Annotated in this window: 20 protein-coding genes; 7 read left to right on the top strand and 13 right to left on the bottom strand. The window is 54.9% G+C overall.

The window, feature by feature from the left end; genetic code table 11:
* Window positions 1-24 precede the first annotated feature (24 nt).
* Both chrA and KNP06_RS01420 read right to left on the bottom strand, forming a co-directional pair.
* Window positions 25-1,209 (bottom strand): chromate efflux transporter, encoded by a 1,185-nt coding sequence (gene chrA, locus KNP06_RS01425; RefSeq protein WP_214710902.1) that lies wholly within the window; start codon window positions 1,207-1,209, stop codon window positions 25-27.
* A 5-nt stretch (window positions 1,210-1,214) separates the two neighbouring features.
* Window positions 1,215-1,523 (bottom strand): PadR family transcriptional regulator, encoded by a 309-nt coding sequence (locus KNP06_RS01420; protein ID WP_058764359.1) that lies wholly within the window; start codon window positions 1,521-1,523, stop codon window positions 1,215-1,217.
* Between the two features lie 201 nt (window positions 1,524-1,724).
* Here KNP06_RS01420 and KNP06_RS01415 point away from each other — a divergent pair, with 201 nt between their 5' ends.
* A complete protein-coding gene (locus KNP06_RS01415; protein ID WP_308162254.1) occupies window positions 1,725-4,409 on the top strand; it encodes an HD domain-containing phosphohydrolase in 2,685 nt (894 codons plus the stop codon).
* Between the two features lie 42 nt (window positions 4,410-4,451).
* On the opposite strand, the gene KNP06_RS01410 is transcribed toward KNP06_RS01415, so the two are convergent.
* The 3 genes from KNP06_RS01410 to KNP06_RS01400 are packed head-to-tail and all read right to left on the bottom strand — an operon-like array spanning window position 4,452 to window position 7,616.
* A complete protein-coding gene (locus tag KNP06_RS01410; RefSeq protein WP_214710903.1) occupies window positions 4,452-5,552 on the bottom strand; it encodes an ABC transporter permease in 1,101 nt (366 codons plus the stop codon).
* Window positions 5,539-6,678, bottom strand: a complete 1,140-nt coding sequence (locus KNP06_RS01405) for an ABC transporter permease (protein WP_251129635.1) — start codon at window positions 6,676-6,678, stop codon at window positions 5,539-5,541. Before KNP06_RS01405 ends, KNP06_RS01410 begins: the two co-directional genes overlap by 14 nt.
* Before the next feature lie 5 nt (window positions 6,679-6,683).
* Window positions 6,684-7,616: an ABC transporter ATP-binding protein gene (locus tag KNP06_RS01400; protein WP_214710905.1), complete on the bottom strand. Its 933-nt coding sequence runs from the start codon at window positions 7,614-7,616 to the stop codon at window positions 6,684-6,686.
* A gap of 146 nt (window positions 7,617-7,762) precedes the next feature.
* On the opposite strand from KNP06_RS01400, the gene KNP06_RS01395 reads away from it, so the two are divergent.
* Window positions 7,763-8,161 (top strand): hypothetical protein, encoded by a 399-nt coding sequence (locus KNP06_RS01395; RefSeq protein WP_058764353.1) that lies wholly within the window; start codon window positions 7,763-7,765, stop codon window positions 8,159-8,161.
* A gap of 55 nt (window positions 8,162-8,216) precedes the next feature.
* Window positions 8,217-8,414, top strand: coding sequence for a CsbD family protein (locus KNP06_RS01390; RefSeq protein WP_034778818.1), 198 nt, complete (start codon window positions 8,217-8,219; stop codon window positions 8,412-8,414).
* Between the two features lie 40 nt (window positions 8,415-8,454).
* Here KNP06_RS01390 and KNP06_RS01385 read toward each other — a convergent pair whose 3' ends face one another.
* The 8 genes from KNP06_RS01385 to KNP06_RS01350 form a co-directional block, all read right to left on the bottom strand.
* On the bottom strand, window positions 8,455-9,375 hold the full coding sequence (locus KNP06_RS01385) for a CAP domain-containing protein (protein WP_214710906.1): 921 nt from the start codon (window positions 9,373-9,375) through the stop codon (window positions 8,455-8,457).
* 113 nt (window positions 9,376-9,488) lie between these two features.
* Window positions 9,489-10,670, bottom strand: a complete 1,182-nt coding sequence (locus tag KNP06_RS01380; RefSeq protein ID WP_251129636.1) for an exo-beta-N-acetylmuramidase NamZ family protein — start codon at window positions 10,668-10,670, stop codon at window positions 9,489-9,491.
* Window positions 10,671-10,885: 215 nt separating this feature from the next.
* Complete coding sequence (locus KNP06_RS01375) at window positions 10,886-12,520, bottom strand: C39 family peptidase (RefSeq protein WP_214710907.1); 1,635 nt, start codon at window positions 12,518-12,520, stop codon at window positions 10,886-10,888.
* A 113-nt stretch (window positions 12,521-12,633) separates the two neighbouring features.
* Entirely contained in the window at window positions 12,634-13,392 is a 759-nt protein-coding gene (locus tag KNP06_RS01370) for an ABC transporter permease (RefSeq protein WP_214710908.1), read from the bottom strand.
* Window positions 13,392-14,240 carry an ABC transporter ATP-binding protein gene (locus tag KNP06_RS01365; RefSeq protein WP_214710909.1) on the bottom strand — a complete coding sequence of 283 codons (849 nt, stop codon included), beginning with the start codon at window positions 14,238-14,240 and terminating at the stop codon, window positions 13,392-13,394. Before KNP06_RS01365 ends, KNP06_RS01370 begins: the two co-directional genes overlap by 1 nt.
* Window positions 14,237-14,440, bottom strand: coding sequence for a PLD nuclease N-terminal domain-containing protein (locus tag KNP06_RS01360; protein ID WP_021066453.1), 204 nt, complete (start codon window positions 14,438-14,440; stop codon window positions 14,237-14,239). The genes KNP06_RS01365 and KNP06_RS01360 overlap by 4 nt, the downstream gene beginning before the upstream one ends.
* A 106-nt stretch (window positions 14,441-14,546) precedes the next feature.
* The gene (locus tag KNP06_RS01355; protein ID WP_058764343.1) at window positions 14,547-14,960 is read right to left on the bottom strand and encodes a universal stress protein; all 414 of its coding nucleotides are present in this window, start codon (window positions 14,958-14,960) and stop codon (window positions 14,547-14,549) included.
* A gap of 109 nt (window positions 14,961-15,069) precedes the next feature.
* Window positions 15,070-16,551 carry a SulP family inorganic anion transporter gene (locus tag KNP06_RS01350; protein WP_214710910.1) on the bottom strand — a complete coding sequence of 494 codons (1,482 nt, stop codon included), beginning with the start codon at window positions 16,549-16,551 and terminating at the stop codon, window positions 15,070-15,072.
* Between the two features lie 224 nt (window positions 16,552-16,775).
* On the opposite strand from KNP06_RS01350, the gene KNP06_RS01345 reads away from it, so the two are divergent.
* Genes KNP06_RS01345 through KNP06_RS01330 form a run of 4 tightly spaced genes read left to right on the top strand, consistent with a single transcriptional unit; the run spans window position 16,776 to window position 19,513 of the window.
* On the top strand, window positions 16,776-17,093 hold the full coding sequence (locus tag KNP06_RS01345; RefSeq protein WP_214710911.1) for an ArsR/SmtB family transcription factor: 318 nt from the start codon (window positions 16,776-16,778) through the stop codon (window positions 17,091-17,093).
* A gap of 13 nt (window positions 17,094-17,106) precedes the next feature.
* On the top strand, window positions 17,107-17,466 hold the full coding sequence (gene arsD / locus KNP06_RS01340; protein ID WP_214710912.1) for an arsenite efflux transporter metallochaperone ArsD: 360 nt from the start codon (window positions 17,107-17,109) through the stop codon (window positions 17,464-17,466).
* 14 nt (window positions 17,467-17,480) lie between these two features.
* Window positions 17,481-19,238, top strand: coding sequence for an arsenical pump-driving ATPase (gene arsA / locus KNP06_RS01335; RefSeq protein ID WP_483299230.1), 1,758 nt, complete (start codon window positions 17,481-17,483; stop codon window positions 19,236-19,238).
* Window positions 19,235-19,513 (top strand): Fe-S cluster assembly protein HesB, encoded by a 279-nt coding sequence (locus KNP06_RS01330; protein ID WP_214710914.1) that lies wholly within the window; start codon window positions 19,235-19,237, stop codon window positions 19,511-19,513. Before arsA ends, KNP06_RS01330 begins: the two co-directional genes overlap by 4 nt.

The following is a 19,513-nucleotide window of genomic DNA, read 5'->3' as shown; positions in this document are numbered from 1 at the left end:
TCGCAATGAAGTCCCTTTTTCGTGTTATAACGTGCCGATAATCATCCCACCGATGACCCCGACGATGACGAGCGCCCAAGGCGGCATCTTCCAATACGCGATCATGGCGAACAAGAAAGCGGCGAAGACGAAGTCGACCGCACCGTTCACCGTGCTCGTGAAGATCGGCTGATAGAAGGCGGCGATCAAAATCCCGACGACGGCAGCGTTGACGCCGATGAGCGTGCCGGCGACTTTCGGGTTACGACGGAGCGCATCCCAAAACGGCAAGGCACCGAGGATCAACAGGAACGCCGGCAAGAAGATGGCAAGCGTGGCGAGCAGTCCGCCCGGGACGCCATTGATGACCGTCCCGAGATAAGACGCGAATGTGAAGAGCGGTCCCGGTACGGCTTGGGCGGCCCCGTAACCGGCGAGGAACGCCTCTTCGCTTAAGAAACCGGCCGGTACGAGCTCACGCTCGAGCAGCGGCAAGACGACATGACCACCACCGAAGACGAGTGCTCCGGCCCGATAGAAGCTATCGAACAAGGCGATTGATTGACTTTCAATCGTCTCACGTAAAATCGGCAAGATGACGAGCAACGCACCGAATAGACCGAGCAGCGTCGCCCCGAGTCGTTTCGAGAGCGGGAACGAAGCCGACTTGACGTCGAGGTTTTGCGGTTTGAACAGCAAGAACCCGGCAAGTCCGGCGAGCAAGATGACGAGCACTTGGCTATAGGTCGTCTGCCATAACAGGACTCCGGCGAGTGCGAAGAACGCGATTGTCCGCGTCTTCGCGTCCGGCGTCAATTTACCGGCCATTCCGAGAATGGCGTGGGCGACGATGGCGACGGCGACGACTTTCAATCCATAAAGCCAGCCCGCGTCTGAGACGTCGAGTCCCGATACCAATAGGGCGAATAAGATGAGGGCAATGACGGACGGGGCCGTGAACCCGATGAACGACGTGATCCCGCCGAGGATGCCGCCACGGACGATCCCGATGCCGATACCGACCTGGCTGCTCGCCGGACCCGGCAAGAACTGACAGAGGGCGACGAGGTCGGCATAGGCGCGTTCGTCCATCCATTTGCGACGGCGGACGTACTCCTCATGGAAATAGCCGAGGTGGGCGACCGGTCCGCCGAACGAGGTCAGGCCGAGCCGGGTTGATACGAATAAAATCTCAAGTAACGTTTTGAACGTTACGCGTTGGTTGGACATGTGCTTCACTCCTTAATTTCTTTGAATAGTTCATACGCTTTTTGACGGGCTTCCGCCAAGACGACGAGGCCTTTTTCGGTCGTCGTGTAATTCTTCCGGATATGACCCTCGACGAGCTCGTTCGTCCGGACGAGCAGCCCATCTTGCTCCATCGAGTGCAAAATCGGATAGAGCGTGCCGGCGCTAATCGAGTAGCCGTGCTCGCGGAGCTCCTCGACCATCCATGCTCCGTACACCGGGTGTTCAGAGGCGTGGTGCAAGATATGGATATGGATAAAACCGAGAAACAGTTTTCGAAGAACGCGGTCTTCCACGTGCATCATCTCCTTAATATCGGTTTTCGATATCGGTTTTCGTAATCATACTAACAATAGTGGTGGTGAGGTGCAAGCCGAGAGGTGTCATTTACAAAAACTTAATGTGCGCATATTGGCGAGAATCGATTCGGAAAATATAGGGAATTTGTAAGAAATGAGGTAAACTGAAAAGTAGAATTGAACGGAGGAGGGACCGACGTGGCAGACTTAGACCAGAACAAATTTCAATCCTTGTTGCGCCATATGCCCCAAGGCTACGTCGAGTTTAAAGTGCTCTACGATGAGGCGGGGGAGCCCGTCGATTACGAGTTTCATGAAGTGAACGAAGCGTTCGAGCGCATCATGAAAGCAAAGCGCGAACAGTTTCTCGGTGGACGGATCACCGACAAGTTGAAAGATTTTGAATACAGCGAACGGGAATGGATCGTCCAAGTCGCGCGTGCTGTCAGTAGTGGCGAAGCCATCACGTTCGAACATTTCTCACGTCGCAACAAGGCCTGGTATGAACTGTCTGTCTTTAGCGAGCGTCCGGGTCATGTGTCGACGCTGTTCCACGACATCACACCGCACGTCCAAGAAAACAATGCGCTGAAACAACTCGTCAACGTGTCGCACCGCTTCGTGACGACCGGACGAGAATTGTTGATGAACCAACATTTCCTAGACCAGATTCGAGGGTTCACCGGTGCCAAGGCCGTGATGCTCAATTTAGTCGACGATGATGGACAGACGTACTCGACCGTAGCGCTCTCGTGCATTGATGAACTGCTCGAGCGCAGTCTCGATGTGCTAGGCTTCCATCCGGTCGGCCGCAAATGGCCGATGAGCCCGAAACGGTCCAAGTTACTCGAGGCACCGAGCCCAATCGTGTTCGACGACATTTTACCGCTCGTCGACGGGGTGTTGCCGAAACGACTGATCAAAAATATTTTACGGATTTTTGACCTTGGCCAAGTCGTCTTGTTTAAAATCGAGAAGGACGGTGTCTTTTACGGGGATTTGACGATTGTCATGCAAGGAAATAAAGAGGCGAGCCGCCTTGGGCTCGTCGAATTGTATATCGTGCACATCCTCGAACAGATGACGAAAGCGGACCGGCAAATCGGGGATGCGAAAGAGTCGATGTTCGAAGGGTTCGCGACCGTCGACTTGGAGTGCATCATGTCCCTGACCAATCATGAGATTTTCCATTTGAACGTGGCGTGGGAGCGTGTGCTCGGGTTTCCGCTCGAAGAACTCGAGAACATGGACTTCACGAGCCTGATTCATCCCGATGACGTCGAGAAGACGAATGAAGCGTTCGCCTTGCTCGAAGCTGGCCAAGACATCTTCCGTTTCGTCAACCGATACCGGACGATCGATGGAGACTATCGATCAATCGAGTGGCATTCAAAAGTCCAAGGCAACTATATTTACGCCGTCGCCAAAGACGTGACGGAACGCGTCCAACTCGAGGAAGAACTCGCCGAGCGGGACCGATTGCTCACGAAGCTGTCCGATCAAGTGCCCGGTGCCATCTATCAGTTCGAGCGGCGCCGGGACGGCAGCTTCCACTTCCCATTCTTTAGCCGAGGATTCGAGGTGCTGACCGGTATTACGTTCGAGGAGATGAAACAAGACCCGGGTCTCGTGTTCTCAAAAATCCATCCCGAAGATTATCCGAACGTGATGGCGAGCATTGAGACGTCGTACGAGAACTTGACGATTTGGGATGCGGAGTTTCGTGTCCTGACGCCCGACGGCCGGACGACGTGGATCTTAGGATCGTCGCGTCCAGAGAAGCTTGATGAAGGGCATGTCCTTTGGCACGGCTATATCGGTGACGTGACCGAGAAGAAGAAATACGAGATGGAAATCGAGTATTTGAGTTATCACGACCAGTTGACCGGGGTGAAGAATCGCCGTTACTTCGATGAGGCGCTCATCACGTACGACGAGCCGGACTATTATCCGCTCGCCTTGATCGTCGTCGACGTCAACGGGTTGAAGCTGACGAACGACGCGTTCGGTCATCTCGTCGGGGATCGCTTGTTGATCGAGGCGACGTTGACGCTCAAACGTGAGATTCGAGGGAAGGATACGGTCGCTCGAATCGGTGGGGATGAGTTTGTCATCATCATGCCGAATACGTCACTTGAAGAGGCGAACCGATTGTCCGATCGCCTGAGCCAACTGTTCCTCGCCAAATCGATTGAAGGGCTGCCGATTTCGGCATCGTTCGGGGAAGCGGTAAAGGAAGATGACGCGCTCTCCATCGCGGAAGTGTTCAATTTGGCCGAGGATCGGATGTATCACCATAAAGTGTCTGAAAAACAAAGTCGGAGGCATTACTCGATTCAGCTCATCATGCGAACGCTTTATGAGAAAATCCCGCGAGAGGAAGCACATTCGCAACGCGTTGCCGAGCTGTCGCGGCAACTCGGACAGGCGATGGGCTTCACGAGTGCCGATGTGAACGAACTCGTCACGGCGGCGACACTGCATGATATCGGCAAGGTCGCAATCAGCAATGAGATTTTAGATAAGGAAGGAACGTTGACGGAGTCCGAATGGCGTGAAATCAAACGTCATCCCGAAGTGAGCTATAACATCTTGAGTACGGTGCCGGAGTATGGGCCGCTGTCCGAAATTGTACTCGCCCACCATGAACGATGGGACGGGAACGGTTATCCGAAAGGAATCAGCGGAGAGCAGATCCCGCTCGCGTCACGCATCATCTCGATTGCGGACACGTTCGACGTCATGATGACGGGACGCCCATACCGGAAAGCGAAGACGCTCGACGAAGCGCTCGCGGTCATCGCAGAAGAAGCAGGCCGACAGTTCGACCCGGAACTCGTCGAGGTGTTCTTCAAGAAAGTCGTGCCGACGTTACAGAGGTGATTGAAGCATTATAAAAAGGAGAGCCCGCGATGGCTCTCCTTTTTATATGAGCGGCCGTTTCTTCAACGCCGAGGCGCTGAGGAGAAAGACAGCGAGCGCCATCCCGAGCATGATGAGGACGGATTGGAGTGGGAAATGGTCCTCGTACATTTGGGCGACCCCGTAATTGAACCAGTACGTCGGCAAGAAGCGTCCGACGACCTGAAGCGTATCAGGTAGCCACGTCAGACTGATGAAGGCGCCGCCGGTGATGGCAGCGGCCATCGTGACGGACGTCTGCCAAATGTTCGCCTTCTCCCGGTTCGTCGCCAGGATGGCGATGAGCGACCCGATGGCGAGACAGACGAACAAATAGACGATGAACAACAGCGTGAGGACAGGTAGGTGCGCGAGTATGTCTTCTCGATAGAGGACAGCGCTGAAGGCGAGCAACATGAGCACGTAGAGCAGCCCGACCGCGCAAAACGACACGAACAGCGAACCGATGTAACACCGGGGCGTGACCGGGGCCGCAAACAGGCGCGAATAAATCTTCTCGTCCCGGTCGTCGGCGACGAACAACGGGATGAACTGAAGGAACGCCGACATCGTGACGAACGACAAGAGGCCGAGGAACGCCTGCGTCCGCGCCGTCGTCGCCACGCTCTGTTGGAACGGCTCGCTTGAGAGGGTATAGCCGTTTTCCGTCTCACGTTCGGCGAGCTCGGTGAACCGTTCCTCGTCAAACTCACTTGCGATCAATAGTTGTCGCTCACGGGACAAGTGTGAATTGAGCGCTTGTTCAATCAATGCGGCGTCACTCCCTTCGGTCGCACTGAACGACAATCGCGGTGTCTCGCCATCCAAGAGCGCCTCGCTGAATCCGTCCGGAATCACTAAGACGATATCTTGTCCTTGTAGCAACGCCTCATCGGTCTCATCCGTCTCAAGCGGTGTCACCGCTCCGAACCGTCCCGCCTCTTCAATCACGCGACCGGCGAGTGTTCCGCCGTCGCGGTCAAGAACACCAATCGAGGCGTTCAAGGCGGACGTCGAGCTGAGGAACGACAGGATGAGGGCGAACCCGAACACGGAGACGAACGTGAACACCCATAGCCCTTTTTTACGGAGCATACGTTTGGCGACATGTCTAAATAGCACCACGGCGGTTCACCCCTTTCCATAACAACAGGCTGATCCCGGCAAAGACGAATAGATGGATGGCGAGCCAACCGAGACTTTGCCAAAACACGGACGTGTCCCCGCCGCGCAGGAGTACCTGAAGCATCCCTTCCCGCATGAAGATCGGCATGAAGACGTACTTAGCCCACGGCACGACGCTCAGCGTCACTTGGTCGAAACCAGGGACATAGCCGCCAGAGAGAATCATGATGATAGCGACGAACCCGTTGACGATCGCGTCTTTCGTCGCGCGCGAGAGACGGGGTAAGCTTGAGATGAAGAAACCGAATGCCGTACCGTATAAAGCGAGGGCGAGCCAAGAAACGAACAATAGACTGAAGTGAACGTAGTCGAGCGAGAAGCTGCGATAGACGAAGTGACTGAACCAAAACACGAGCACAAGTTGCAGGAAGATGAGCGTGTATCGGCTCAAGCTGCGGGCCAGGCGATATTCGATTCGTTTGACGGGAGCGGCTTGGATCCGAAGGTAGCTTCCGGTCATCGGTTGCTCCTCACTGAGCATGCCGGTGATGTAGAACGCACCGAACAGCGCTGTCATGATGGAAATCGTGACGGTGAAATATTCGAGTGACGTCGGGGTCCTGCCCGACAAATCGACGCTCTCGCTGTCGATGAACGACTCAGGCGTAAACGGGGCGGAGACGCCCGCCTCAGCGAGTGTGATTTGCTGATTGGCGACGTCCGTATATTGCCGGAGCACGGCCTCGAGCACATCGAACTCGATCGTCGACGGTTCCTCGTAAAGCAGACGGACGTCGGGACCGTCCAAATGGAGGATGACGTCGGCGTCACCATCGTTCACGCCGGTTTCCGCAGCGGCGATACTATCGTATGGGACGAGATTGATGAATGCTTTGATGTCGTCGTCGGCGAGGAACGTCTCGAGCGGCACCCGGTAATCATCCGTCGACTGTTCGACGTAGGCGACGTCCGTGACCGGGAGCGAGAAGTTGCTATTGAAGATGGCCGACAGCATCGTCCCGAGCCCGAAGATAAGAATGATTGGGAAGATGAGCATCCAAAACAAGGTCGAGCGGTCCCGCAGTTGCTGTTTGACATCATATTTGATGAACGTCCATAGTTTCATCGTCATCACTCCCTAAGTGTCTTACCGGTCAGCGCCAGGAAGACGGTATTCAAGGACGGACGGTCGACCGTGATTGAGGTGAAGCGAACCCGCTCGTCATGGAGGACGTCGAGCAGCGGGGCGAGCGGGGTGTCTTTCTCGAGTGACACGTCGAGGAAAGGTTCCTCGTAATCGACTTTCTTCACCCGCTCGAGTGATTCGAGTCGTTCCAAGAGGCCCGGAGTGAGGGCGTCGACTTTGATGCGGGCCGTCTCGAGCGTCATGACTTGATCTTTCAGCTCATCTTGCGTGCCCTCGGCGATAATTCGTCCCTCATCGACGATGGCGACACGGTCGCAGAGCATCTCGACTTCCTCCATATAGTGGGACGTATAGATGATCGTCGCCCCGCGTCGATTCAACTCGCGGATATTCTCGAGGATGGTGTTGCGTGACTGCGGGTCGATGGCGACGGTCGGTTCATCCATAAAGATAAGTTCTGGTTCATGCACGATGCCGCAGGCGATGTTGAGACGACGAAGGAGCCCCCCGGACAGTTCCGGCGGACGTTTCTTTTGGTGCGCGGTGAGTTCGACGAAGTCGAGGGCGGCCACGGTCTTTTGTTTGGCCTCGGCCGGTTTGAACCCGTACAGCTCGGCGAAAAATTGAATGTTCTCGAACACCGTCAGCTGGTCGTACAGGGAGACATGCTGCGGGACGATACCGACGCGCCGTTTAATCGTTTGCTCGTCTTTTGGCATCGAATGATCGAAAATACGGATGGTACCGCTGTCGGCAGGATATAAGTTCAGCATGACAGAAATGGCGGTCGTCTTTCCGGCCCCGTTCGGTCCGAGCAAGCCGAACAGTTCACCGGCCTCGACGTGAAGTGAAAAGTCGTTCAAGGCAATTGTCTCACAGAACCGTTTCGTGACATGGTCGAGCGCGATGATAGACACGTGGACGCAACTCCTTTCAAATCAGGAACGTGAAAAAGCATACAATGTTTTGTTCCCGTTTGCAGGAATTTCCGAACCCGTTGCCGAATGAAATATAATAGTCGAATTATTCAGACAATTAATGGAAGTCGAAGTGGGGGATCGCGATGAAAAAGTGGCAGTTTAATAAAGAAGAGTCGAGTGAGAAGTTTCCAGATGAGATGGCGTGGGCGTTGTTTTGTACGGTCGAGCCGAAACGGATGGACACGACACTCCCGTTTTATTACGACGAGTCGGTGTTCCGTTTCTCGAACGGGGCAGAGTCGTTCTACTTCAAAATCTCACCAAGTTATCACGAGTTCGAGGTGAACGTGAAAGACGCGACGGGGGAGTTGCTGTATTATCAGCTTCTCCGCACGGTCGGGAAAGTCGAGGTGCTCGAAGATCGGCGCGACCATGGTGAGCTGTTGATCGTCATGAACGAGGATCGTAACCGCACGGTGACGACGATCGAGCTTACCGTCCGACCGCGTTTCCGGGTGCTCGTCAAAGAGCACTATGTTTGAGTTTTTCTCACAGTGGTATATGAATTAGACATGATATCACGAGGAGGAGATTCACATGAAAGACGGACTTAACAAAAAAGTCGATGGCTTAATCGATAAGGCGGCAGGCAAAGCGAAAGAAGCGGTCGGCAAAGCGTCGGACAATCAATCGCTCAAACGTGAAGGACAAAAAGACCAAGTGAAAGGGACGGCCAAAGAGAAGACCGGCCAGGCCCAACAAAACCTTGAAAGCCTGAAAGACGAACGCCGCTAAAAAAACCGGGAAATCGCGATCAATGCGACTTCCCGGTTTTTCATTTCGTCAAAAAGACTTGGACGTGAATCGTCGACCCTTGTGCGTTCTTGGCGTCGCCGACACCGAGGTGGGTGAAGTTTCCGTTCAAGATGTTGGCGCGATGACCTGTCGAGTTCATCCAGGCACTGACGGCTTGCGTGGGGTCGCTCGACCCCATGTAGATGTTTTCACCCCAACCGCGATAGCTGACGTTATAGGCGTCGAGCGTATTCCCTGGGCTTCCGTTCTCACGGAGCTGGTGGGAGAACTGTCCCGTCCGTGCCATCTCGTCGGCCCGGACCTGGGCGACGCGGTTCGCCTCGCTCGACGCGGAGAGCGCTGACAAACCGGCCGCCTGGCGCTCTTCATTCGTCTCACCCAAGACGCCGCTCGCCGGTGCTCTAAATGTGACGTGCTTCGCTAAGATATAACCCGTCTTCGTGCCGACGTTCACTTTATACCAGCGCGTCGTGCCCGTGTACCGATACGAAATCGTCTCAAGCTTCATCCCTTGGCGCAGGAACACGACGTTCGGCGAGGTCGTGAGCGGACGCGACTTCAAGTAGACGCTCGACGGGGCGACGTACGTTGTCTTCGTGAACGCGACTTCGGATGTCGATAGCTTGACGTATGCGGCCGGAACGTATGCGTAACCTGTGCCCCATTGGATCTTGTACCATCGTGCCCCGTTCGTCGTGAATGACGTCCGGACCATCATCGTGCCATTGCGAACAAGTTTACCTACACTTGTCGCTGAGCTTGATGGTGTTTTCCGGATGTTGATTTGACTGATTCCCGTGACGGAACCTTTCGTATTGACGGCCGTCTCACGATAAGACGCTTCGACCGTCGTCGGATTGACGGTGAGCGGGGACGACGGGGTAAATGTGAACGCGGTCGCCAAGGCGGCAGCGAGCAAGATTGAGGCAGATTTTTTCAAAATGGGAAGCTCCTTTTTCGATCATATAACCGTATAATATATTGAATAGGGCGATAATGGGTAGTAACATTTGATTACAAAAAGAGGCAGACTCCGTTGAGCCTGCCTGGTTGTCATTTGTACAGCAAATACTCTTTCCGAATCGGCAAGAACGCATCGCGCTCGGCGTCGACTTTGTCCATGATCGCCTCGAGCGAATCGCCGGCGAGGATCATGTCTTTCACGTAGGCGTTCCCGGTCAGCTTCGTGATGAAGTCGTTGGCGAGGAACTCGAACTCGTCCGGATACAAGTCATGCGCCGTCTTGACCATGGCAATGCCGGTCTTGACCGCTTCAAACTTCGACGGCTCGGTGACATACACTTCGACGCCGTGCGACAGTTTGCCCGCGTTCTTCGAGAACGTCGGCGTGAACGAGGCAGCGCGGAACGTGACGCCCGGAAGCTCGAGTTCGTTCAACGTCTTGGCGTAGTCATGCGCCTTCACGTAAGGGGCACCGATCAACTGGAACGGCTTCGTCGTGCCGCGTCCTTCCGACAAGTTCGTCCCTTCGAACAAACCGGTCGCCGGATAGACGTTGACCGTGTCCGTCGTCGGCATGTTCGGGGACGGCATGACGAACGGAAGTCCCGTATCTTCATACAGCATCGAGCGCTTCCAGCCCTTCATCTTGACGACTTCGAGGTCGGCCTGAAGCTGATATTCTTTGTTGAACAAGCGTGCCAGCTCACCGACGGTCATGCCGTGCTTGAGTGGGATTGGATAGAGGCCGATGAAGCTCGAGTAGGCCGGGTCGAGCACGGGACCTTCGACGCGAAGGCCGCCTTGCGGGTTCGGCCGGTCGAGGACGACGAACGGGATATCATTCTCGGCTGCGGCTTCCATCGCGTACGCCATCGTATAGATGTACGTATAGAAGCGGGTCCCGACGTTTTGGATATCAAAGACGAGCACATCGACGTCTTTGAGCATCTCGGCCGTCGGTTTTTTCGTCGCCCCGTACAGACTATAGACCGGAAGGCCCGTCACTTCGTCGATATAGGAACTGATCGTCGATCCGGCTTGCGCATCACCGCGGACACCATGCTCCGGTCCGTACAGTGCCGTCAATTCGAAATCATCGGAGTTGTGGAACAAGTCGACGATGCTCGTCATGTTGGCATCGATCCCGGTCGGATTCGTGATCAGTCCGACTCGTTTACCGGCCAAGATTTCAGGACTGTCCATCAACCGGTCGACCCCGAGTTCGACTTTCGGTTTTTTCGGGACGGACTTGGCATCTGCATCGAGCAACATGACAGATGACGTGACGAGCGTGAGGGCGGCGAGGCCGCCAATCCATTTCTACATAAGTATTCCTCCTTCATGAATGTAAGCGCTTTACTACTTACTGGAAAGTGTAGCATTATGTATTTTTAATTCAATACAAAGTAACTGAAATAGGAAATTTTATTTCTATATTTGATTCATTGTACCTAAAAAGCCATCAGATTTCTCTGATGGCTAGATGCTTAGCGTACCGCGAGTGCTTTCCATCCCGTCGCGCCCATGACAGAGCTGACTTGGCTTTTCGGGATGACGAGGCGACCGCGATACGGGTCGTTAATGTAGAGGTTATTCTTGTCATAGCCCGTCGCGAGCATGACATGATAGTTGGCGAAACCGGTGAACTTTTGGTTCGACGCGGTATACCAATTGAAGTGACCGTACGGCTGTTTGAAGTCGACGCTCGCCCAGACGATGACCGGGTTGCCGAGTGACAGCTCGCGCTCGATCGACCCGAGCCCTTGGCCGGACAAGTCTTTCACAGGCCGGTACTTGCTCGAGAAGGTAATCATGCCTTTCGGATAAATCCCATAGTTGCGATATTTGCTGAGCTTGCCTTTCGGATCGCCCGTGAACATGACGTTCGGGTCGACCCAGCGATAGAGCCGGTTCTCATAGCGAGCGTTCCACATGCTTTTCGGCATCTCCCGATACAGCGTCTCGGCGCTGACGACGCGTCCTTTTTTCTCGAGCGCCATCTTGAGCGAGAAGAACTCGCATCCGGACGGGTAGCCCATCTGGAATTGACGATAGAGCGGCACGCTCATCTTGTAGCTGGAGAGCGGGTTGCTATAGGCGCCTCGGGCATCGAACGCGGCGTTACCGATGCGTTTGTTCTTATACATCACGCCCGACGAATCGAAGAAATACCATTTGCCGCTGATGACTTGCCAATCCGTCTTCTTCGTCAAAGTCGGTGCGAAGTATTCGTATTGCGTCGTATACTTCCAACCGGTCTCACGGACGCCGGTCGAGTGGAAGTAGTAATAGCGGGTCCCGACCTTGTGCTTGCCTTGCAGGCGATAACCGTAGACGGGATGGAACCCGTATACCTTACCTTCAATCGTCTGCAGACCGTAGCGACGTTTTCCGTCCGTCCCGAAATAGTAATAGCGAGAGGCGACTTTTTGGACGCCGGCCAACCGATAGCCGTACGTCTCATGGAAACCGTAAACGGTCGTCCCAATCTTTTTCAGCCCGTGCTGGCGTACACCGCTTGTACCGAAGTAGTAGTGGCGCGTGCCGATTTGTTGCCAGCCGGTCGCGACCTGTCCGTCTTTCAAGAGCAAGTATTTCTTGCCGTTAATCGTGTACATGCCCGACCGGATCGTTCCGTTTTCGAATATGTAATGCTTCACGCCGTTGACGGTTTGCCAACCGCTCAACCGTTTCCCTTCAAGAGAGAACAAGTAGCGTTTCCCGTCCACGGTTAAAAAGCCGGTCGCCATGACGCCGTTCGATTTGAAATAATAGAGACCGTCCGTGAGTTGTTGCCAGCCTTTCAGCTGCTTCCCGTCGGCGGCGAACAAGTAGGTCGCCCCGTCAATCGAATAGCGTCCGGTGACGAGCGCACCGTCTGTTTCAAAATAATATGTAGCGCCATCGATGGCCTGCCAACCGACGGCCATCGTCCCATCTGCTGCGAAATAGTACGTCTTGCCATCAATCACTTGCCAGCCGGTCAGCACCGTGCCGTCTTCTGTCGTATAGACTGTTCCCGTCGCTGTCGTTTGAAACCCGGCCGCGGCATAGACATGGTCGTAACTGAGCATGATGCTCATACTGATGGCCAAACCTGCCCCCACATGACTCCACTTCATAGTCGTTCCTCCACAATCGAATTGAAAAATTGGTATTATTTTGTAAATTAAGTATACATGAGAAAAGCCGCCTTGACTCGACGGCTAAAGGACTATTTTGAGAAGGTGCTACATCAGGACGAACGGCTGATGAACAACAACCGTCTCGAGGCGATGAACAACGTGGCGGCGATCAACAAGATGCCGCTGACAATCGGCCAAACGAGTAAGCTCTCGCCCATGAGCACTTCGGCCGATAACGAGCCGAGCCGCCATGGCATCCAATCCCATTCGAGCCAACCAAGGAGGAGCGACATGATGAAGTGGAGACCGAGCGTGATGACGAAGGCGACGAGGCCGCTCTCGAGCAACGCCGCGAACAAGAAGAAAATCGATAGCTGGACGACGAAATGGAGCATGAGCAGCCCGGTCGCGATCAAGAAATCGGTGACGTCGAACGAATCGAACAAGACGATTGTATAGTAGGCGGCGCTCAATTGGGCGAGCCCGATGGCGACGACGGCGAGTAGCGAATAATGTCCCCATTTGCTGAGGACGATGCGCGTGCCTGGAATCTTGAGCGACTTGAGCCAGGCGAGCGTACCGAGCGACCGTTCGTGACTGAACGTATGCATGGCGGATAACAGCACGACGAGCAGGCCGATTTGTCGCAACTGTTCGCTCGCCGACATGAGCACTTCTTCTGGTGACGGGGTCGGAATTTCGATGACCGCCCCGTCCGGCAAGTTGCCGCCCGAGGCCAAGATGTCCGGGAGGAAATAATGCGTGAGCGGTTGCATCGCCGCAAGCAACATCAAGGCGATTGGTACCCAGATGAGTCGCTTATTGCGCCATGACTCTTTCCACTCTTGTTTGAAGATGGCCAGTTTCATCAGGCGTTCACCTCCAAAAAGAGTGACTCGAGCGATGGATGCCCGACATGGAGCGATTGGAGTCTTAGACCGCGCTCCAGCAGCAGCTGCAGCAACGCTCGTTCCGTCACGTCTTTCGCGTCCGTCTCCAGTTCCCATGTCGTCCCGGAGCGGGTGACGTGGCTGACACCCGGGAGCGTTCGCCACTCATCCTTCGTCACGACGTCATTGAACAGACGGACTTGAATCGAGGACTTCGAGCCGAGTAAATCGGTCACGGTCCCTTCCATGAGCAGGCGCCCTTGCCGGAGCAGGAGCACCCAGTCACTCGCTTCCTCGGCGTCAGGGAGCACGTGCGTCGAATAGAGAATCATCCGCTCCCGCTTCAAGTCGCTCAACAGGTCGAGTACTTCCCGGCGGCCGCGCGGGTCGAGCGCCGAGACGGGTTCGTCTAACAACAACAGCTCGGGGTCATGCACGAGCGCCTGGGCGATGCCGAGTCGCTGTCGCATGCCGCCGGACAAGTGCGCTGCTGGTCGATTGACAGGCTCGAGTCCGACCCGTTTCAACAGATGGACCGGGTCGATAGTCGTGACGCCGGTCAACTCGGCCGCATAGCGAATCGTCTCGACAGGGGTGAGCGAGGGATAGAGCGCCGGACGTTGTGGCAGATAACCGATGCGGATGGCATCGTGTCCAACAATTTGTCCGGACGTCGGTGTCGTCACGCGGGCGATCATGTTGAGCAGTGTCGTCTTGCCGGCCCCGTTCTCACCGAGAAGCGAGGTACAGCCAGGGCGGAGCGAGAAGCTGACGTCGTCGAGCGCGGTGAACGTGCCGAACCGTTTCGTCAGTTGAGTGACGTTCATCGCTTCGTCCGTCCCCATAGGAAGTAGACAATTGGGCCGAGGATGTTGATGAATAGGATGACGAGGAGCCATACCCATTTCGGTCCATTCGTTTCTTGCCGTTTGAGCAGGTCAATCAAGGCGACGACGAGCAAGATGAGCTGCAGGACGAGCAACGGCAAAAGGATGAGCAATAAATTTGAGTCATTGGTAATGTCCAATTATGTTCCTCCTTCATAAATGAGTTCACTACTCCATTCCACATATAGGACCTATTTCCTGTATAGAACAGAAAAATGCCCTTTCTCCGTAAAGAAAGGGTGACGATCATTTGACGATGATGACCGGGGCGAGAGCGCGTTTGGCAAGCTTATGGCTGACGCTGCCAAGCACGAACTCTTGGAACGTGTTCAGTCCGCGTGAACCGACGACGACGTACTCGTACGGCTGATGGTTCGCGTATTTGACGAGTTCGACGTCGGGTTCGCCGCGAAGTTCGATATATTCATATTCGAGCCCGGCCGCGACCACTTGGTCGAACAGGGGTTGTAACATCAATTTTCGCTTCGCTTCGAGATCGAGTTTTCCGGTCGAGTTGAGCGCGGCTTCTTTCGATTCTTTGGCGCTGACGACATGGACGATGTCGATCGATGCGTCTGATGCCTTGGCGAGCTGGATCGCTTTCTCAAGCGCTCGCTTCGAGTGGGCAGATCCGTCTGCCGCTAAAAATACCTTTCCCATAAAAACGTCCTCCTCTTTCACACAATCTACTTTTAGTATATGCGATTTTGTAGAGCCATGGATAAAAAAATGGGAGTGAACGCGATTGTCCACTCCCGTAGAGACCAAATCAATGGCCAGCGTTTGCTTCTTGTTGTTTCAAGTGAAGCGCGAGCGTATTGAGCAGTTTCTCTGAATCTTTGTTCAAGTTTAATAGTTCCGGCTCGATCCCGACTTCGCGATACTTGAAGACGACTTTATCGATGGCACCGATGGCCGAGTCGTCCCAAAGATGGGTGTTCGAGAAGTCGATCGTGACGTGTTTGACACCGGCTTCGGCGTCTTCGGTCACATCGAACTGATTGACGAACTCAGACGTCGAGGCGAAGAAGAGCTGACCGTTCACGATGTAACGAGCACGATCGGCGTCTACACTGCGATCGAGTTCGACTTTCGAGATTTTTGCGGCGAAGAGAATCGCTGCCGTCAAGATCCCGGCGAAGACACCGAGTGACAAGTCGTGGGTGACAACCGTGACGAGCACCGTCACGAGCATGACGACCGTATCTGATTTTTGAGCGGTGCGCATCGCCTTAAGCGAGCCCCAGTCAAACGTCGCGTACGAGACGAAGAACATGACACCGACGAGGGCGCCGACAGGGATGAGCATCAATACATCGCTCATCGTTATGATCATGATAAATAACGCGAGTCCGGCGACGAACGTCGACAGTCGGCCGCGAGCACCGGACGAGACGTTGATGACCGATTGACCGATCATCGCACACCCTGGCATCCCGCCGAAGAGACCGGCGATGATGTTGGCGATACCTTGTCCTTTTGATTCTCGGTTCTTGTTCGAATCCGTGCCCGTCATGTCATCGACGATTTGTGCCGTCAACAGCGATTCGATCAATCCGACGAAGGCGAGGGAGATTGAGTAGGGGAGGATGATCATCAACGTCTCAAACGTCAACGGGACGTTCGGGAATAAAAATTCCGGGAGCGTTGCTGAAATCGTACCCATGTCGCTAATGTTTTTCGTCTCGAGCCCGAGCGTGACCGCCAGAATCGTCATGACGACGATGGCGACGAGCGGTGCCGGGATGACTTTGTTGATGCGTGGGAACAAGAAGATGATGGCGAGCGATCCAATGACGAGCGCCCAGATAATCCAGCTCTCACCTTCAAAGTTCGTCAACTGTGCCTGGAAAATCAAAATCGCGAGCGCGTTGACGAAGCCGACCATGACGGCGCGCGGGATGAACTTCATCAAGCGGGCGATGCCGAAATAGCCGAGCGCAATTTGAATGATTCCGGCGAGAATCCCCGCAGCGAGTAAATATTGTAACCCGTAGTCGGCGACGAGCGAGACGATGACGAGCGCCATCGCCCCGGTCGCAGCCGAAATCATGGCCGGACGACCACCGGCAATCGAGATGACCATCGCGATGATGAATGACGCATATAACCCGACCATCGGATCGACTCCAGCGATGAGCGAGAACGCAATCGCCTCAGGGATGAGGGCGAGTGCGACGACGAAGCCGGCTAGGACGTCGGCCCGGACGTTGCCGAGCCAATCTTGTTTGATCGTATTCAATTTTTCCAAAAGAACACACCTCTCTATATATTTTTGACTTTGATCTCCGAGTCTCACGAAGATCAAACGCCGCATTATATGAAAGAAGTCGTTCGACCGACACATGTTTTCACAACGTGTTTCATCATACCGAACTTTTTATGAGAAGACAATTGCTCCGCATGAGAAACTATGGTATTTTCATAACGTAAAGGTTATATAACGGATTTGTTATACAGAGAAGGAGAATGACGATGCATACGGTAGATGATTTAAGTAAAGTGCTCAAAGTGCTCGCCGACCCGACCCGTTTGACGATGCTCAAGCAAATGCAGGCAGGGGAGCAGTGTGCCTGCAGTTTTGTCGACTGTTTTGACATTTCGCAACCGGCAATCAGCCGCCACTTGAAGATGATGCGGCAAGCAGGGCTCCTGTTAGAGCGCCGCGACAAGCAATGGATTCACTATCGGTTGAATGAGACGAGCCCGTTCTATGCGATCGTCGTCGAGTTGCTCGACAACATCGAGACGGTCGAGGCGAATTGTGACTGCGAAACGGACTGTGCGATTTAAGGAGGAGTCAACGATGAAACTTGAAGTATTCGAACCAGCCATGTGCTGCCCGACCGGACTTTGTGGTCCTTCAATCGATCCGGAGCTGACGCGGATTGCGACCATCCATTACGTATTAAAACAACGCGGCTTTGATGTGGCCCGTTATAACCTTGCCTCCGAGCCGAACCGATTCGTCGAGAACGTCCATGTTCAAGTTGAAATCGCGAACGGTCTTGAGACGCTCCCACTTACGGTCGTCGACGGTGCCGTCGTCAAACGAGGCGCTTACATGACGAACGAGGAGATTGCCGAGTTGACAGGACTCCCGGTCGAAGCGTTCGCGAAACAAGATGGCGAAAAGCCGAAAGTCCGCATCACGCTTAAAAAATAAGGAGGCGGGTCATGATGAATCGCTTTGATTTCACGACAATCGAACCAACGCGCTATGTGTTTTTGACCGGTAAAGGCGGTGTCGGCAAGACGTCGACCGCTTCGAGCCTCGCGTTGACGCTTGCTGACCGCGGTAAGCGAGTCTTGCTCGTGTCGACCGACCCTGCGAGCAACCTTCAGGACGTGTTCGAGATGGAGCTCGACGAGACACCACGCCTCGTCCCGGAAACCGGTCTGTTCATCGCGAACTTCGACCCGGAAGAGGCGGCGAAGCATTACATGGAACGCATGGTCGGTCCTTATCGCGGTGTCCTTCCGGACGTGGCCATTCAGTCGATGGAAGAACAGCTGTCCGGCGCCTGTACGGTTGAGATCGCGGCGTTCGACCAGTTTACCGAGTTACTGACGTCTGAGTCGGCACGTGAGACATACGATCACGTCATCTTTGACACGGCACCGACCGGTCACACGCTACGGTTGTTGACGTTGCCAAGTGCGTGGGACGAATTTTTAGAGACGAATACGACCGGCGCGTCTTGCCTTGGTCCGCTTGCTGGTCTGGCCGACAAGCAACAGCAATACAAACGGGCTGTCGAGACGCTCACCGACAGCAGCGAGACGACATTGTTGCTCGTCGCCCGTCCCGAGACATCGACGCTCGTCGAGGCGGCGCGTGCCGCGACCGAGCTTCACGCGATTGGCATCGAGCGGATGCAACTTGTCATCAACGGCGTCGTCGCATCAGACGAAGAGACTGACCGCTATACGAAACGGTTCATCGAGCGTCAACAACAGGCGCTCCGTGAACTTCCGAAAGGTGTCGCCGACCTCGAGACGTTCACGCTGTCATATGCGTACGAGAACCTCGTCGGTGTCCCGGCGCTCCGACGCTGGGTGAACGGGGAGACGGCCACCGTCCCAAATACACGTTATGACACGAGTCATTATGGCTCGATTGACCGACTCGTCGATGAAATCGAGCTGGATGGACCGAGCGTCATTATGACGATGGGGAAAGGCGGTGTCGGCAAGACGACGCTTGCCTCGCTCGTTGCCGTCGCGCTCAGTGAGCGAGGGCACGCCGTCCATTTGACGACGACGGACCCGGCTGCACGTGTGGCTTTCACAATCGGTCTGGACGTCCCGGATACGTTCACCGTCGATGCGATTGACCCGAAAGTCGAGATCGAGAAGTACCGGATGGATGTGTTCCGGGAAGCGGGGGATCTGAACGAGGAGCAGCGCATGATGCTCGAAGAGGACTTGCGTTCGCCGTGTACCGAGGAGATTGCCGTCTTCCGTGCCTTCGCTGATCAAGTGGCGAAAGCGAAAGACCGCTTCGTCGTCATCGATACGGCGCCGACAGGTCATACGCTTCTTTTGTTGGACGCGACCGAGAGTTATCATCGCGAACTCGAACGGTCGACAGGGGTCGTCCCGGAAGCGGTTCGCGACCTGTTGCCGAAACTGCGCGACCCGAAACAGACACACGTCGTCATCACGACGCTTCCTGAAGCGACACCAGTGTATGAAGCCGAGCGGCTCGTCGCTGACTTAGAACGGGCCGAGATTCAACCGTTCGCCTGGGTCGTCAACCAATCGTTCACACCGCTCGACGTGACAAGCAAGTTGCTGACGGCGAAAGTCGCGAGCGAGGCGCCTTGGCTCGAGCGTGTGAGCGCCTATCCGCGCCCGACGTTACTCGCATGGCAAGAACAGCTGCCGGTCGGTTATCCGGCACTGTCACAACTACTCAAGGAGGAAGTTACATGAACATCACGAATGAAGCGATCGACTTTATGAAAGCGGCACTGGCCGAGGAAACGACGAAATCGGTCCGCATCTGTACCGAAGCCGGGTGCTGTGGCCCAACGCTCGGTCTAGTCGTCGCGGCTCCGGAAGCGACAGATGACGTGAAAGACTTCGACGGCCTCAAGTTCGCCGTCGCAAATGACGCAGAAGCGATGGCGAAAAACGTCACGCTCGACGTCGAGTCGACAGAAGACGGCGTCAGCCTCGTGCTTCGCGGCTTACAACAGACGTGCTAA

It is taken from the genome of Exiguobacterium sp. s21, from assembly GCF_018617975.1.
Lineage (GTDB): Bacteria > Bacillota > Bacilli > Exiguobacteriales > Exiguobacteriaceae > Exiguobacterium > Exiguobacterium mexicanum_A.
This window is presented reverse-complemented; position numbering and strand designations above follow the sequence as displayed.

What these genes read in the sequence shown, in the direction of transcription:
- KNP06_RS01380 (WP_251129636.1), bottom strand. Translation starts at nt 10,670, where the DNA reads ATGTTGCTCGATGCAGATGCCAAGTCCGTCCCGAAAAAACCGAAAGTC.
- KNP06_RS01365 (WP_214710909.1), bottom strand. Translation starts at nt 14,240, where the DNA reads ATGAACGTCACTCAACTGACGAAACGGTTCGGCACGTTCACCGCGCTC.
- arsA (WP_483299230.1), top strand. Translation starts at nt 17,481, where the DNA reads ATGAATCGCTTTGATTTCACGACAATCGAACCAACGCGCTATGTGTTT.
- KNP06_RS01375 (WP_214710907.1), bottom strand. Translation starts at nt 12,520, where the DNA reads ATGAAGTGGAGTCATGTGGGGGCAGGTTTGGCCATCAGTATGAGCATC.
- chrA (WP_214710902.1), bottom strand. Translation starts at nt 1,209, where the DNA reads ATGTCCAACCAACGCGTAACGTTCAAAACGTTACTTGAGATTTTATTC.
- KNP06_RS01355 (WP_058764343.1), bottom strand. Translation starts at nt 14,960, where the DNA reads ATGGGAAAGGTATTTTTAGCGGCAGACGGATCTGCCCACTCGAAGCGA.
- KNP06_RS01390 (WP_034778818.1), top strand. Translation starts at nt 8,217, where the DNA reads ATGAAAGACGGACTTAACAAAAAAGTCGATGGCTTAATCGATAAGGCG.
- KNP06_RS01330 (WP_214710914.1), top strand. Translation starts at nt 19,235, where the DNA reads ATGAACATCACGAATGAAGCGATCGACTTTATGAAAGCGGCACTGGCC.
- KNP06_RS01405 (WP_251129635.1), bottom strand. Translation starts at nt 6,678, where the DNA reads ATGAAACTATGGACGTTCATCAAATATGATGTCAAACAGCAACTGCGG.
- KNP06_RS01395 (WP_058764353.1), top strand. Translation starts at nt 7,763, where the DNA reads ATGAAAAAGTGGCAGTTTAATAAAGAAGAGTCGAGTGAGAAGTTTCCA.
- KNP06_RS01345 (WP_214710911.1), top strand. Translation starts at nt 16,776, where the DNA reads ATGCATACGGTAGATGATTTAAGTAAAGTGCTCAAAGTGCTCGCCGAC.
- arsD (WP_214710912.1), top strand. Translation starts at nt 17,107, where the DNA reads ATGAAACTTGAAGTATTCGAACCAGCCATGTGCTGCCCGACCGGACTT.
- KNP06_RS01370 (WP_214710908.1), bottom strand. Translation starts at nt 13,392, where the DNA reads ATGAAACTGGCCATCTTCAAACAAGAGTGGAAAGAGTCATGGCGCAAT.